A 12,438-nucleotide genomic window follows, 5' to 3' on the forward strand; every position below is an offset into this window, starting at 1 on the left:
CGCGCCGTCGTCGGGCCTGTCGCGGTACGGCGGATCGGGACTCGCCCGGCCGTGGGCTGTCGGGTGGTCCCGAATCGCGCGGTGTGGGCTGTCGAGTGGTCGGACCTGCGCGGGTGCGGGCGCCCGGCGGTCGCACGACGTCGTCACGCTCATCCGTCGAGCGGTCACGACCTGCCGTGGGTCAGGCGTCGAGTGGTCGGGAACGGTCGGCTGCGGATGCGCCGGACGACGATCCGTGACCGGTCGGCGGAACTGAGCGGGGTGTTCCGACCGCTGGGGGGAGGCGGGCGGACGAGTGCAACTGGCAGCCCCGCGCGGCGCGCCGGGCGTTGCACGGGTGAGCGCTCACGTGCCAGGATGTGAGCGCTCACGGAGAACGACGAGGTTCTGGGAGGAACGCATGGGCGACGACCGTCGACACCAGGTCGAGCACGGCCGGACGACGTTGGGGATCGAGCTCGGCTCCACCCGTATCAAGGCGTGCCTCGTCGACGAGGACCTCGTGCCGATCGCCGCCGGGTCCCACGAGTGGGAGAACGCGTTCGTCGACGGCCGCTGGACCTACTCGCTCGAGGCCGTCGAGACCGGTCTCCGCGCCGCCTACGCCGCCCTCGTCGCGGACGTCGAGGCGCAGTACGGCGTCCGCCCGACCACCTTCCGCGCCGTCGGGGTGAGCGCAATGATGCACGGCTACCTGGCGTTCGACGGCGACGGCGACCTGCTCGTGCCGTTCCGCACCTGGCGCAACACCTCGACCGGCCCGGCTGCCGAGCGGCTGAGCGAGGCGCTGTCCTTCAACGTCCCGCTCCGGTGGTCGATCGCGCACCTGTACCAGGCGGTCCTCGACGACGAGCCGCACGTGCCGTCGATCGCCGGCGTCACGACGCTCGCCGGGTACGTGCACCGCCGCCTGACCGGGCGGAACGTGCTCGGGGTCGGCGACGCGTCCGGCGTGTTCCCGATCGAGGGCGGCCCCGTCGACAGCGGCCCGGGGGAGCCCGGAGCCCGCGACTGGGACGCCGCGATGCTCGCCACGACGCAGGAGCTGCTCGGCGACCGGGTGCCCGACCTGCGCGCGCTGCTGCCCGAGGTCCTCGTCGCCGGCGAGGACGCGGGTGCGCTCACCCCCGAGGGCGCCGCCTGGCTCGACCCGACCGGGACGCTCGAGGCCGGCGTGCCGCTCTGCCCGCCGGAGGGCGACGCCGGCACCGGCATGGTCGCGACGAACGCGGTCGCACCCCGGACCGGCAACGTCAGCGTCGGCACGAGCATCTTCGCGATGGTCGTGCTCGAGCAGCCGCTCAGCACGCCGCACGAGGAGCTCGACGTCGTCACGACGCCGTCGGGCGACGCCGTCGCGATGGTGCACTGCAACAACGGTGCGAGCGAGATCGCGGCGTGGGCGCGGGTGTTCGGCCGCTTCGCCGAGGCCGCGGGCGAGCGGTCCGGCAGCACGCCGCCGGACCTCGACACCGTCTACGCCACCCTGTTGGCCGAGGCGGAGCACGCCGACCCGGACGCCGGCGGCCTGCTGTCGTTCAACTACCTGGCCGGCGAACCCGTCACGCACGTCGAGGACGGCCGCCCCCTGCTGCTGCGCAGCCCCGGCGCCCGGTTCACCCTCGGCAACCTCGTGCGTTCCGAGGTGCACGGCGCCTTCGCGACGCTGGCGATCGGGATGGACGTGCTGCACGGCGAGCACGTCCGGGTCGACCGGATGACCGCGCACGGCGGGCTCTTCCGCACGCCGGGCACCCCGCAGCGGTTGCTCGCCGCGGCGCTCCGCGTGCCGGTTGCCCTCGAGGAGACCGCCGGCGAGGGCGGCGCGTGGGGCATCGCCGTCCTCGCGGCCTACCTCGAGCACACCGACCAGCAGCTCGCCGACTACCTGTCCGGCACGGTCTTCGGCGGCGACGCCGTGCACGTCGCCGAGCCGGACCCCGCCGACGTCGACGGCTTCCAGACCTACCTGGGCCGCTACCGGGCCGCGCTGCCCGTGCAGGACGTCGCCGCGGCGGCGACCCGCACCAGTGCGACCACGCGCCCGGCCGACCCGACCGACGGCGCCGACCCGCGCCTCCCGGCAGAGCAGGAAGTGACCCGATGACCGACACCGACACGACCGACGCGACCACCCGGCGGGCCGTCGCCGAGGCGCGCGAACGCGTCGCCCGCCTGCACGGCGAACTCGTGCGCTACGGCCTGGTGATCTGGACCGGCGGCAACGTGTCCGAACGCGTGCCCGGCACCGACCTGTTCGTCATCAAGCCGAGCGGGGTGTCGAGCGACGACCTCACCCCGGAGAACCAGGTCGTCTGCACCCTCGACGGCGTGCCGGCCGAGGGCTGGGGCAACGCGCACGGACCGTCCAGCGACACCGCAGCACACGCCCACGTGTACCGGAACATGCCCGAGGTCGGCGGTGTCGTGCACACCCACTCGACGTACGCGACCGCCTGGGCCGCCCGCGCCGAGGCGATCCCGTGCGTCATCACCGCGATGGCGGACGAGTTCGGCGGCCCGATCCCGGTCGGCCCGTTCGCGATCATCGGCGACGACTCGATCGGCCGCGGCATCGTCGACACGCTGAGCGGGCACCGGAGCCGCGCGGTACTCATGCAGAACCACGGCGTGTTCACGATCGGTCGCGACGCGAAGGACGCCGTGAAGGCCGCCGTGATGTGCGAGGACGTCGCGCGGACGGTGCACATCGCGAAGCAGGGCGGCGAGGTCGTGCCCATCGACCAGGAGAACATCGATCGACTCTTCGATCGCTACCAGAACGTCTACGGACAGAACCCCGAAGGAGCGCTGCGATGACGCAGGACACCCCGACGCACGTCGTCGACCCCGCCGAGACGTTGGCGGGCTACGAGGTCTGGTTCCTCACCGGATCCCAGGGGCTCTACGGCGAGGAGACCCTGCGGCAGGTCGAGGAGCAGAGCAAGGCGGTCCACGCGGAGCTCGCCGGGCACCTGCCGGTGAAGCTGGTCTGGAAGCCCGTGCTCAAGGACGCCGACGGCATCCGCCGGGCGCTCATCGAGGCGAGCGCCGACGACAAGGTCATCGGCGTCACGACCTGGATGCACACGTTCAGCCCGGCGAAGATGTGGATCGGCGGGCTCCAGGCCCTCACGAAGCCGCTGCTGCACCTGCACACGCAGGCGAACGTCACGCTGCCGTGGGCGGACATCGACTTCGACTTCATGAACCTCAACCAGGCCGCGCACGGCGACCGCGAGTTCGGCTACGCCCTCGCCCGTCTCGGCGTCCGGCACGCCACGGCCGTCGGGCACGTCTCCGACCCGCGCGTCGTCTCGCGGGTGGAGAACTGGACGCGCGCCGCAGCCGGTGCGGCCGCGGTCCGTGAGCTCAAGCTCACGCGCTTCGGCGACAACATGCGCTACGTCGCCGTCACCGAGGGCGACAAGACCGAGGCCGAGATCGAGCTCGGCGTGCAGGTCAACACCTGGGCGGTGAACGAGCTCGCGGCGGCGGTCGCGGAAGCGGAAGCGGACACAGCAGCAGTGGACGCGCTCGTCGCGACCTACGACCAGTCGTACGACGTCGTGGCCGACCTGCGGGACGGTGGTGCACGGCGCCAAGCGCTCCGCGACGGCGCCGCCATCGAGCTCGGTCTCCGTGCCCTGCTCGCGCAGAACGGCAGTGCTGCGTTCACCACGAACTTCGAGGACCTCGGCACGCTCAAGCAGCTGCCGGGCCTCGCCGTGCAGCGCCTGATGGCCGACGGCTACGGCTTCGGCGCCGAGGGCGACTGGAAGACGGCGGTGCTGGTCCGCGCGATGAACGTCGCCGGTGCCGGCCTGCCCGGTGGTGCGAGCCTGATGGAGGACTACACCTACGACCTCACCCCGGGCGCCGAGAAGATCCTCGGTGCGCACATGCTCGAGGTGTCGCCGACGCTCACCACCACGACGCCGACGCTCGAGATCCACCCGCTCGGCATCGGCGGCAAGGACGACCCGGTGCGCCTGGTCTTCACCGCCGACGCGGGCGAAGCCGTCGTCGTCGCACTGTCCGACACCCGCGACGGCTTCCGCCTCACCGCGAACGTCGTCGACGTGGTGCCGCCGACCGCGGCCCTGCCGAACCTGCCCGTCGGCCGCGCCGTCTGGGAGCCCCGCCCCTCGTTCCCGGTCGCCGCCGAGGCCTGGCTCACCGCCGGCGCCGCCCACCACACCGTCATGACGACCGCCGTCGGCCTGCAGGTCGTCGAGGACCTGGCGACCATGGTCGGCACCGAGTTCCTGGTCATCGACGAGCACACCACCGCCCGCGGGTTCCGCGACGAGCTGCGCCTGCAGCAGACGTGGCACCGGCTCGACCGGGGGTTCTAGACCGTGGCGGCGCGCACGAACTGGGCCGGCAACGTCGTCTACCGGGCGTCGGCGCTGGCCCGGCCGAGCACGGTCGACGAGCTCCAGCAGCTCGTCGCGACGACCCCGCGCCTGACGGCGCTCGGGTCGCGGCACTCGTTCAGCACGATCGCCGACACCGACGCCGTCCAGGTCACGCTCGGCGACCTGCCGCCGCTGTTCGAGATCGACACCGACCGCCGGGTCGTGCGCGTGGCCGCCGGCTCGACGCACAGCCAGGTGGCGGCCGGTCTGGAGGCCCGTGGCTGGGCACTCGGGAACCTCGCCTCCCTGCCGCACATCTCCACGGCCGGGGCCGTCGCCACGGGCACGCACGGCTCCGGCACCCGGAACCCGTCCCTCGCACAGGCGGTGGTCGGCCTCGACGTCGTCCGTGCCGACGGCTCGCTCGCACGGGTGGACGCCGCGACCCCGGACGACGCCCTCGACGTGCACCGTGTGGCGCTCGGCGCGCTCGGCGTCGTCACCGCGGTCGAGCTCGCGATCGAACCGACGTTCCACGTCGCCACGACCGTCTCGCTCGACCTGCCGTGGGACGCGGTGCTCGAGCACTTCGACGCCGTCGTCGCCGACGGCTACTCGGTGTCGCTGTTCACCTCGTTCGACGACCGCGGCGCCCGGCAGATCTGGGTGAAGCACCGCCTGGGCGAGACCGCGCCGACGGTCGACCTCGTCGCCCTCGGTGCGCGCCCGGCCGACGGTCCGGTGCACCCGGGGGAGAACGACCCGGCCGGCGTCACCGAGCAGGGCGGCGTGCCCGGCCCGTGGTCCGAGCGCCTGCCGCACTTCCGGTCCTCGTTCACACCGTCGACGGGGGCGGAGATCCAGGCGGAGTACCTGGTCCCCGCGGGCTCGGCGGTCGCGGCGCTGCAGGCGCTCCGGCCGCTGCGGTCGGTGTTCGAGCCGATCCTCATCGCGGCGGAGGTCCGCACCATCGCGCCCGACACGGCCTGGCTCGCGCCGTCGTCCGGCCGGCAGTCGGTCGGGTTGCACTTCACCTTCCGCCGGGACGCCGATGCGGTGGCGGCTACGGTCGAGCGGATCGAGGACGTGCTCGCGCCCTTCGACCCGCGGCCGCACTGGGGCAAGGTCGCCGCGATGGACCCGGAACGGCTGCACGCGGCCTACCCGCGCCTGTCGGACTTCGCGGCGGTCGCGCGGGACCTCGACCCGACGGGACGCTTCCGCAACGCCTACCTGGCGCGTGTCCTGGCCTGAACCCGGGCGGCCGGGGCTGCTCACAGGCGCTTCGGATGGCTTGCCGGGCTGATCCACCGGGGCGTTGCTGAGCGTTCACATGTGCGAACGCAAAGGTCGGTGCATGGCGAACCTCAACCGCATCATCGGCATGGCCGGCAAGGTCATCGACAAGCAGCTGCAGAAGCGCGGGAACGGCGGGCACGGCGCACCCGGCGCCGGCTCGGGGCGTGGGGGGACGGACTGGCGCGACGTCGTCCGGAGCGCCGCGGACCGGCTGACCGGCGACGAGCGCGACCGGCAGGCGCAGCGGCCGGCGGACCCGTTCGGGCAGCAGCAGCACGGGCAGCAGCAGTACGGACAGCAGCGGTACGAGCAGCAGCAGTCCGGGCAGCGGCCGGTCGCGCAGCCGCGGAGGGGACCGGCCGACCCTGACGCCGTCGCCATCGCCAAGTACGACTACCTGCTCCGCACCGCCCCGCCGGAGCAGCTCGAGCAGGTCCACCACGACGCCTTCGCGCGGCTGACCCCCGCGCAGCGGCAGCAGATCCGGGACCGGCTGAACTCCGAGCTCCCGCCGCACGAGCACCTGCGTGACGACTCCGCCGGCGGCATGGCCCGGGCGATGACCCGCGGCGAGGTCGCCCGGCCGGGGTTGGTCCGCCGTGTCCTGGGCGGCGGATCGGCCGGGGGAGGCCGCGGCGGCCGCGGCGGTGCCTTCGTCGGCGGCGCGGCCGTCGGTGCCGGGGCGATGGCGCTCGGCGGCCTCGGGGCCGCCGTCGCGGGCGGTGCCGTGTTGAGCGCCGCAGCGGGGCCGGTGCTCGCCCAGGCCGCGGACCTCGGCGTCGACTTCGACGGCATCGCGTCCGGCCTCGGCGACCTCGGTGCCGCGGACCTCGGTGCCGCGGACCTCGGTGGCGCGTTCGAGGGGGTCGCCGGCGAGGGCGAGCAGCTCCTCGGCGGGTTCGGCGAGCAGGCGTCGGACCTCGGCAACGACTTCCTCGGCGGCCTGTTCGACCGCTGAGCGAGCCGCCCCGGTCGTCCGGACCACGGCCGGGGCCGCGCGTCGTGGCACCACCACGGGGGCGTGTGCGCGGACCGGTCGCCCCCGTAGTGTCGTCGACGGCAACGGAGGGGGAGCACAGTGACGCTGCCGATCGCCGGGTGGTACCCGGACCCGCAGGACCCGCAGCGCACGCGGTGGTGGGACGGTACCCGTTGGGGTGCCCAGGCGCCCGCGCCGGTCGTCCCGGTCCCGCCGCCGACCCCGGTGGTGACCGCACCCGCCGCGGCCTGGACCCCCGCGCCCGTGTGGGAGCAGGCACCGCGGCCGCCGGCACCGTCCGCGTACCGGTCCGTCCCGATCGCTGCGGCCGCACCGGTCCTCACCGGGCGCAAGGCCCGGATCGCGAAGGACCGCGCGACCCGGGCGATCAACCCGTACGGCTACGCCGGCCTCGTCCTCGCGCTCCTCGCCTTCATCGTGAACGTGTTCGCGATCCCCGGGATCCTCGGCCTCGTCTTCGGCGCGATCGGCCTGGCCCGTGCCGGCCAGCTCACCGGTCAGCGGATCACCGGCTTCGGGGTCTCACTCGCCGCGATCATCCTCGGGCTCGTGGCGTCGGTGTTCTTCGCCGTCCGCATGGCGCAGGTGGCCGCGCTGCTGTGACGGGCGGGAGCGGCACAGGACACCCGCGTCGGTCGAACACCCGGGCGCTCCGGCGCGGCCTCCGATGCGCGATCGCAGCTTGAGACGGCCGTCGGCCCTCACGGTGCCTCGTCTCAGCTTCTCGGCGTGGATCGTCGGTCACTCATCCCGTGGCGCCTTCTGTGTCGGGGTGCGCCTCGTGCCTGCATCAGCGACTGCGCGAGACCCGGTCGGCACGAGCCGGTAGGACGCACCGTCGGCGGTCCGCTCGAGCACACCAAGGTCGACGGCGTATGGCGGAGTGGTGCTCACGCGCACGCCAGCCGTTCGAAGCGCGGCGCCGGGTGCTGCCACTTCGGAAGCGAGGGTGTCGTGTGCTGCAGTGAGGAGCGGTGTCGGCAGCAGAGATGCGGGACGCCGCATCAGGCGGTGAGGGCGATCCGGGTCGCGCGGGCGATCACGTCGAGCGGGTCCGCTGCGCCAGTGACGAAGATCGTGATGACCGTGGACCAGTGGACGCCGCTGAGCACCGCTACTGCTCCTGCGGTCGATCCGTTCACGAGAACGGTCCCCGCGGTGGTCCATCCATCCGGTACCGATGCACGGAAGGACCGTGCGGTCTCGCGGCTGGCTGCTGTGAGGAGCGCTCCTCGGTACGTGCTGTTCGTCCGCTCGTCGAGGAGATCGCCTTGGAGCGCCGTGTTGATGTCGCTGCAGGCCTGCCGGGCAGTCGTCGTGCGCGTCGTCGTCACGCGGTCGTCCAGAGCGGCGAGACCAGCGGCAACGCTGCTTCCACCACCGAGGCGGCTGATCTGTGCGTCGACATCAGAGCGATCCTGCGGGACCGGCGGCATCGTCGCACTCGGGTCGTTCCGGGTAGCGATCGCGGGAAGGACCACCGCGAGGAGCGCATCCGCTGGGACGCCCCTTTCGCCCTTGTAGGTCGAAACTGCACCAGTCGCGCCACTCATCACGCAGGTGCTGACGGTTGCCTGCTCGGCCTGCTCCAAGGCACCCAACGCGTTCTCCACGGCCGTCGTGGGTCGGGCGCTCGACGATGGCGCCGTGAGGACCGGTGCCTCGTCACTTGTCGCAGCTGCACTCGGTTCTGCCGTCTTGCTCGGTGTGACCGTGGCGGTGGTCGACGCCTGGGCGCAACCGCTCACGATCAGGCCCGACACTGCGACGGCGAGCACCTGGCTGGTCACGCGATGCAGGGACCCACGCGTGCAGACAGTCATTCGAGTCACCGTATCGTTGTTCCGTGCCCCGCCTGCTCCACTGCCCCGCCGCCCGTTCGATCGCCTCCTTGGCGGTGCTGGTCGCCACGAGCGTGTCCCTCGCGGGCTGTTCCGCATCCCCAGAACCAGCCGCACCCCACACGAGCCCGGCGGCCTCTCGGACTCCGCAGGCGATCACGGCCGCACAGTTCTCCGAGCGTCTGGCCGCCTACGAGCGGAAGCACGACCTCCGCGTACGGGTCGACGCCATCGACACCGGTAACGACCACCACCTGGGCTTCCGTGCCACCGAGACCGTACCGCTCGACATGCGCGCTCTCACCGCGAGCGTGCTCGTGCTCGCCGATGCTTCCGACGATCAACTCGCAGCGTCTCCTGACGCCTCCGAGGCCACGGCCGAAACGGGAGCCTCCGCGACACTCCTGAACGCCGTCGCCGCTGCGCTGCAGACCAACGCGCCCGAAGCTCAGCAGACGCTCGTGGCCTGGCTCGGCGACGACGATGCCTTCCGTCGTCGCGCTGACGCGCTCCTTGGTCCCTCGTCTGCCGGACCGTCAGCGCGGAACTTCGCGACCCTGCTCGACGACGCCGTCTACGGCGAGACGCTTGCTCCTGAGCGTCGCAGCACGCTGCGGAACATCCTGCTCAACAATGCTGGATCCCCTGCCACCGCAGCCGGCACCGATGCACCGTGGGAAGTAGCCGGGGTCAGCGACAGGAGTCAAGCCGGCACCCTCGTCGAGGTCAGCACTCTCGAAGTGCCCTACCGCGCCTCGGGTGACGCGGCCCCCGTCGTACTCGCGCTCGTCGTCACCGGTGCTGCCGGCCCAGGGGCTGCGAGCCGAGCGGCCGAGGAAGTGTCCAGGCTCGTCACCCACGCCCTGCCGCCGACCCGCTGACGATCCGGGGAAGCTCACTTCGCTCCGATGGTCGGTGCCGCGCTGTTCAGCGGGACGGCTGAGTCCTTCCACGCGGATAGCATGCAGCGATGCAGCACCCCGTGAACGCCAGCAATGCTCCGCACTACACCTGGGGCGAGGTGAGTGACGGTTGGCGGCTTCTCGACGGGCATGACCTCTCCGTCATCGAGGAGCGCGTCCCGCCGGGTGGGCAGGAGGAGTGGCATGCCCACATCCACGCTCGTCAGTTCTTCTACGTGCTGCACGGTACCGCGGTGATGAGGACCGATCACGGCGACGTGAGCCTCGACGCTGGCTCAGGCATCGAGATCGTCCCTGGTGTCGGGCACCAGTTCACGAACCCTGGTTCCGAAGACGTCCGATTCCTCGTGATCAGCACGCCCAACTCGCGTGGAGACCGCGCCTGACGCCGCAGACCGTGGCGTCCCGATAGCCGATGACCCAGCGAGAGGACGAACGGCCGATCTCGATGGCGGCTCGGCCGTCCGTCACTGAGTTGGGCGGCCGGACCTACGAGGCCGTTCCCATGCTCCGGTCGGCTTCGCTTCCGCGAAGCAGATGAGTCACCTCATGCACCTCCGAGAACCGTCCATCGTCTGCGAGGGTGGCGAAGAGGTAGACCTCCTGCACGACGAGCGTCCCGTCCACCTTCGTGGCGTGAACTTCATGTCGGTCCGCGTAGGTCGTGCCCTGGACGAGCTCGTCGAGGACTCGCACCTCGGCGTGCGCCACGATTCCCCGCAAGTGGGTGATGTGGTCCTCGAACTGCGCACGATCGCTCCACACGCCGTCGGTCATCTGCCGGTAGTCGTCGGCGAAGTACCGCCCGATCGTGTCATCGACAGAACTGTCTCGGTCATTGAGGAGCGCTGTCAGCGCTGCCGCGATGTCGGCCATGGTGCATCTCCATTCTGTGCAACTTGCACAGAAACGGTAGCAGAGATACGTGCGACTTGCACGCGTATGCTCGAGGCATGGATCCAGCAGCAACGATCGCGAACGCCCTCGGCGTGATCCTCACCCGCGGGTTCCGCAGCGGGCTCTACGGAAGCGTCACGCTCGGCGTGGCTCCAGGGCTCACCGAGGGGAACTACCCGATCCTGAGCTTGCTCGCTCGATCCGGCGAGCCACTCTCGGCAGCGTCCCTGGCTCCAGACCTCGGCCTCGACCGCTCCGTTGTGAGCCGACGGGCCTCAGAACTGATCCACGCCGGCCTCGTCGCTCAGCAGCCCAGCCCGCGCGACCGGCGCCAAGCCCTTCTCACCCTCACACCGCGGGGCCTCGAAGCCATCGACGAAGCGCGCCGTCGCTTGGAGACCGTGATCACCGAGCACACGAGTACCTGGTCCGAGGCCGATCGCGCGAAACTCGCGACGCTCTTGTCACGCTTCACCGCCACACCGCTCGCGGAAACCGACCCCGCAGATCCCACCAACGACGGTGATCGATAGCGGTTCGGCTGCCGGGCACGGGAAAGGCTCGCTCTGTCGACAGCAGGGCAGTTCCCCTCCGCGTGCTCCTCACGCCCGACCGTGCGCGGGTCGCGCATGCTCTGGCGGCACACCGACCTCTTCGAGTGTGTGCCCGGTGCAGGGCTGACCTGTGACGCTTGCACGTTCCACACGGGTGACTGCGAACCAACGGATCGCCTCCCGGAGCTGGCACCAGGCAACGAGATACCAGCGTCCATCGGTGGACGCGAACAGGATGGGTTCGATGTCTCGGACTGTCCGATCGCCGGCGGCGGAGTGATACCGCACCCGGAGTACCCGCTGAGTTGTCATGCCTTCCTCGAGCGCGGACAGCACCGCACGCGTTGGACCCCGCGCGGCGTTCACCCATACGCGGTCCGCAAGCTGGACCGCCCGGTCGCGTGCGACCGGATCGAGGACGTCGAGGATCTTCTGCACACCGGCCGCGGCTTGATCCGCGTACGGCGCGTCGGGCGCAGCGGCAACGGCTGCCAGCAGTGCTGTCGCCTGTGATGACGACAACGTCACCGGCGGGAGGGTCGGCCCCGCAATGAGTCCGTACCCGCCGCCGGGGCCGGGTCGGGACCAGACGGCCGCGCCGCTGTTCGCCAGCGCAGCAAGATCACGTTTGACCGTCCGAGCTGACACCTCGAACTCGCGGGCAAGCCGATCGGCGGTGCACCCGCGAGCGCCCCTGCGTCGCAACATCTCCGACATCGCGTGCAGGCGCTCGGCCCGCTTCATCGAGAGAGTCGCAGGATCATGACGGAAATGGTGACACACAGCTGTCCATGCCCGCACCCACGCTGGTCACATGACAACGACTCCTCCTCGCAAGACTCCGATCATCCTCATCGCCGGTCACTGGCTCGGCGCGTGGGCGTGGGACGCTGTTGTCGATGCGTTGAACGCTGCGCAGTGGCAGGTAGTACCGATGACCTTGCCGGGGCTCGATCCCCGAGACCGTGACCGTAGGTCGAGGACCCTCGCCGACCAGGTCGACGCCATCGAGCAGCTCAGCGAGCGTCTCGGATGCTCCCAAGAGGAGCCGGCGGTGATCGTCGCCCACAGCGGCGCGAACGCTCCGGTGACCGTCTTCCTCGATCGTCACCCGGACCTCGTCCGCCGCGTCATCTGGGTCGACTCGGGACCGCTGGCCTCAGGGATGGCGTTCGCACCCGACCTTCCCGAGGAGATCGTGGAGCTGCCCCTGCCGCCGTTCGACCAACTCGCCGGTCAAGCCAGCGTGGAGGGTCTCAGCGACACTGATCTTCAGCAGTTCCGCGAGCGGGCCGTGTCGCAGCCCGCCTCTGTCCTTCGCGACCCGGTCGTGCTGCACGACCCTGGACGCGCCCGCGTGCTGACCACGTTGATCTGCTGCTCGTTCCCGAGCGCGCAGGTCCTCGAACTTGCCCAGAGCGGGCACCCGATGTTCGCGCCGATCGCGGAACTCGAACGAGTTGAGGTTGTCGACCTGCCGACGGGGCACTGGCCGATGTGGAGTCGACCGCAGGATCTGGCACAGCTGATCCTCGGCGAGACTGCCGTCTCTGACGGCTGATC

The 12,438-nt window shown here is 71.4% G+C and carries 13 protein-coding genes; 10 read left to right on the top strand and 3 right to left on the bottom strand.

Annotated features, from left to right (window positions below; translation table 11 throughout):
• Positions 1-400: 400 nt before the first annotated feature.
• The 6 genes from BIU94_RS12625 to BIU94_RS18015 all read left to right on the top strand — a co-directional run bounded on the left by BIU94_RS12625 (position 401) and on the right by BIU94_RS18015 (position 7,263).
• Positions 401-2,107: a xylulokinase gene (locus BIU94_RS12625; RefSeq protein WP_071260777.1), complete on the top strand. Its 1,707-nt coding sequence runs from the start codon at positions 401-403 to the stop codon at positions 2,105-2,107.
• Entirely contained in the window at positions 2,104-2,820 is a 717-nt protein-coding gene (locus BIU94_RS12630) for an L-ribulose-5-phosphate 4-epimerase (RefSeq protein ID WP_071260779.1), read from the top strand. Before BIU94_RS12625 ends, BIU94_RS12630 begins: the two co-directional genes overlap by 4 nt.
• Entirely contained in the window at positions 2,817-4,358 is a 1,542-nt protein-coding gene (araA, locus tag BIU94_RS12635; protein ID WP_071260781.1) for an L-arabinose isomerase, read from the top strand. Before BIU94_RS12630 ends, araA begins: the two co-directional genes overlap by 4 nt.
• 3 nt (positions 4,359-4,361) lie before the next feature.
• Positions 4,362-5,615: a D-arabinono-1,4-lactone oxidase gene (locus BIU94_RS12640; protein WP_071260784.1), complete on the top strand. Its 1,254-nt coding sequence runs from the start codon at positions 4,362-4,364 to the stop codon at positions 5,613-5,615.
• 103 nt (positions 5,616-5,718) lie between these two features.
• Complete coding sequence (locus BIU94_RS12645) at positions 5,719-6,618, top strand: cation-transporting ATPase (protein ID WP_254784816.1); 900 nt, start codon at positions 5,719-5,721, stop codon at positions 6,616-6,618.
• A 120-nt stretch (positions 6,619-6,738) separates the two neighbouring features.
• Positions 6,739-7,263, top strand: a complete 525-nt coding sequence (locus tag BIU94_RS18015; protein ID WP_071260786.1) for a DUF2510 domain-containing protein — start codon at positions 6,739-6,741, stop codon at positions 7,261-7,263.
• A gap of 401 nt (positions 7,264-7,664) precedes the next feature.
• Here BIU94_RS18015 and BIU94_RS12655 read toward each other — a convergent pair whose 3' ends face one another.
• The gene (locus tag BIU94_RS12655) at positions 7,665-8,450 is read right to left on the bottom strand and encodes a hypothetical protein (protein WP_139196393.1); all 786 of its coding nucleotides are present in this window, start codon (positions 8,448-8,450) and stop codon (positions 7,665-7,667) included.
• 56 nt (positions 8,451-8,506) lie between these two features.
• Between BIU94_RS12655 and BIU94_RS12660 the strand changes: the two genes are divergently transcribed.
• Positions 8,507-9,382: a hypothetical protein gene (locus BIU94_RS12660; RefSeq protein WP_071260790.1), complete on the top strand. Its 876-nt coding sequence runs from the start codon at positions 8,507-8,509 to the stop codon at positions 9,380-9,382.
• An 89-nt stretch (positions 9,383-9,471) separates the two neighbouring features.
• The gene (locus BIU94_RS12665) at positions 9,472-9,810 is read left to right on the top strand and encodes a cupin domain-containing protein (protein WP_071260791.1); all 339 of its coding nucleotides are present in this window, start codon (positions 9,472-9,474) and stop codon (positions 9,808-9,810) included.
• A gap of 103 nt (positions 9,811-9,913) precedes the next feature.
• Here the strand turns inward: BIU94_RS12665 and BIU94_RS12670 are convergent, their stop codons facing one another.
• Positions 9,914-10,300: a hypothetical protein gene (locus tag BIU94_RS12670; protein ID WP_071260792.1), complete on the bottom strand. Its 387-nt coding sequence runs from the start codon at positions 10,298-10,300 to the stop codon at positions 9,914-9,916.
• A gap of 77 nt (positions 10,301-10,377) precedes the next feature.
• Here BIU94_RS12670 and BIU94_RS12675 point away from each other — a divergent pair, with 77 nt between their 5' ends.
• Positions 10,378-10,854: a MarR family winged helix-turn-helix transcriptional regulator gene (locus BIU94_RS12675; RefSeq protein WP_071260794.1), complete on the top strand. Its 477-nt coding sequence runs from the start codon at positions 10,378-10,380 to the stop codon at positions 10,852-10,854.
• 69 nt (positions 10,855-10,923) lie between these two features.
• Here BIU94_RS12675 and BIU94_RS17115 read toward each other — a convergent pair whose 3' ends face one another.
• Positions 10,924-11,619 (bottom strand): YafY family protein, encoded by a 696-nt coding sequence (locus tag BIU94_RS17115; RefSeq protein WP_083404810.1) that lies wholly within the window; start codon positions 11,617-11,619, stop codon positions 10,924-10,926.
• Between the two features lie 70 nt (positions 11,620-11,689).
• Here BIU94_RS17115 and BIU94_RS12685 point away from each other — a divergent pair, with 70 nt between their 5' ends.
• Complete coding sequence (locus BIU94_RS12685; RefSeq protein ID WP_071260798.1) at positions 11,690-12,436, top strand: alpha/beta fold hydrolase; 747 nt, start codon at positions 11,690-11,692, stop codon at positions 12,434-12,436.
• Positions 12,437-12,438: the final 2 nt, after the last annotated feature.

Source organism: Curtobacterium sp. MMLR14_006 (genome assembly GCF_001864985.1).
In the GTDB taxonomy this organism is placed as follows: Bacteria; Actinomycetota; Actinomycetes; order Actinomycetales; family Microbacteriaceae; genus Curtobacterium.

What these genes read in the sequence shown, in the direction of transcription:
- BIU94_RS12630 (WP_071260779.1), top strand. Translation starts at nt 2,104, where the DNA reads ATGACCGACACCGACACGACCGACGCGACCACCCGGCGGGCCGTCGCC.
- BIU94_RS12670 (WP_071260792.1), bottom strand. Translation starts at nt 10,300, where the DNA reads ATGGCCGACATCGCGGCAGCGCTGACAGCGCTCCTCAATGACCGAGAC.
- BIU94_RS12625 (WP_071260777.1), top strand. Translation starts at nt 401, where the DNA reads ATGGGCGACGACCGTCGACACCAGGTCGAGCACGGCCGGACGACGTTG.
- BIU94_RS12685 (WP_071260798.1), top strand. Translation starts at nt 11,690, where the DNA reads ATGACAACGACTCCTCCTCGCAAGACTCCGATCATCCTCATCGCCGGT.
- BIU94_RS12675 (WP_071260794.1), top strand. Translation starts at nt 10,378, where the DNA reads ATGGATCCAGCAGCAACGATCGCGAACGCCCTCGGCGTGATCCTCACC.
- BIU94_RS12665 (WP_071260791.1), top strand. Translation starts at nt 9,472, where the DNA reads ATGCAGCACCCCGTGAACGCCAGCAATGCTCCGCACTACACCTGGGGC.
- araA (WP_071260781.1), top strand. Translation starts at nt 2,817, where the DNA reads ATGACGCAGGACACCCCGACGCACGTCGTCGACCCCGCCGAGACGTTG.
- BIU94_RS17115 (WP_083404810.1), bottom strand. Translation starts at nt 11,619, where the DNA reads ATGAAGCGGGCCGAGCGCCTGCACGCGATGTCGGAGATGTTGCGACGC.
- BIU94_RS12645 (WP_254784816.1), top strand. Translation starts at nt 5,719, where the DNA reads ATGGCGAACCTCAACCGCATCATCGGCATGGCCGGCAAGGTCATCGAC.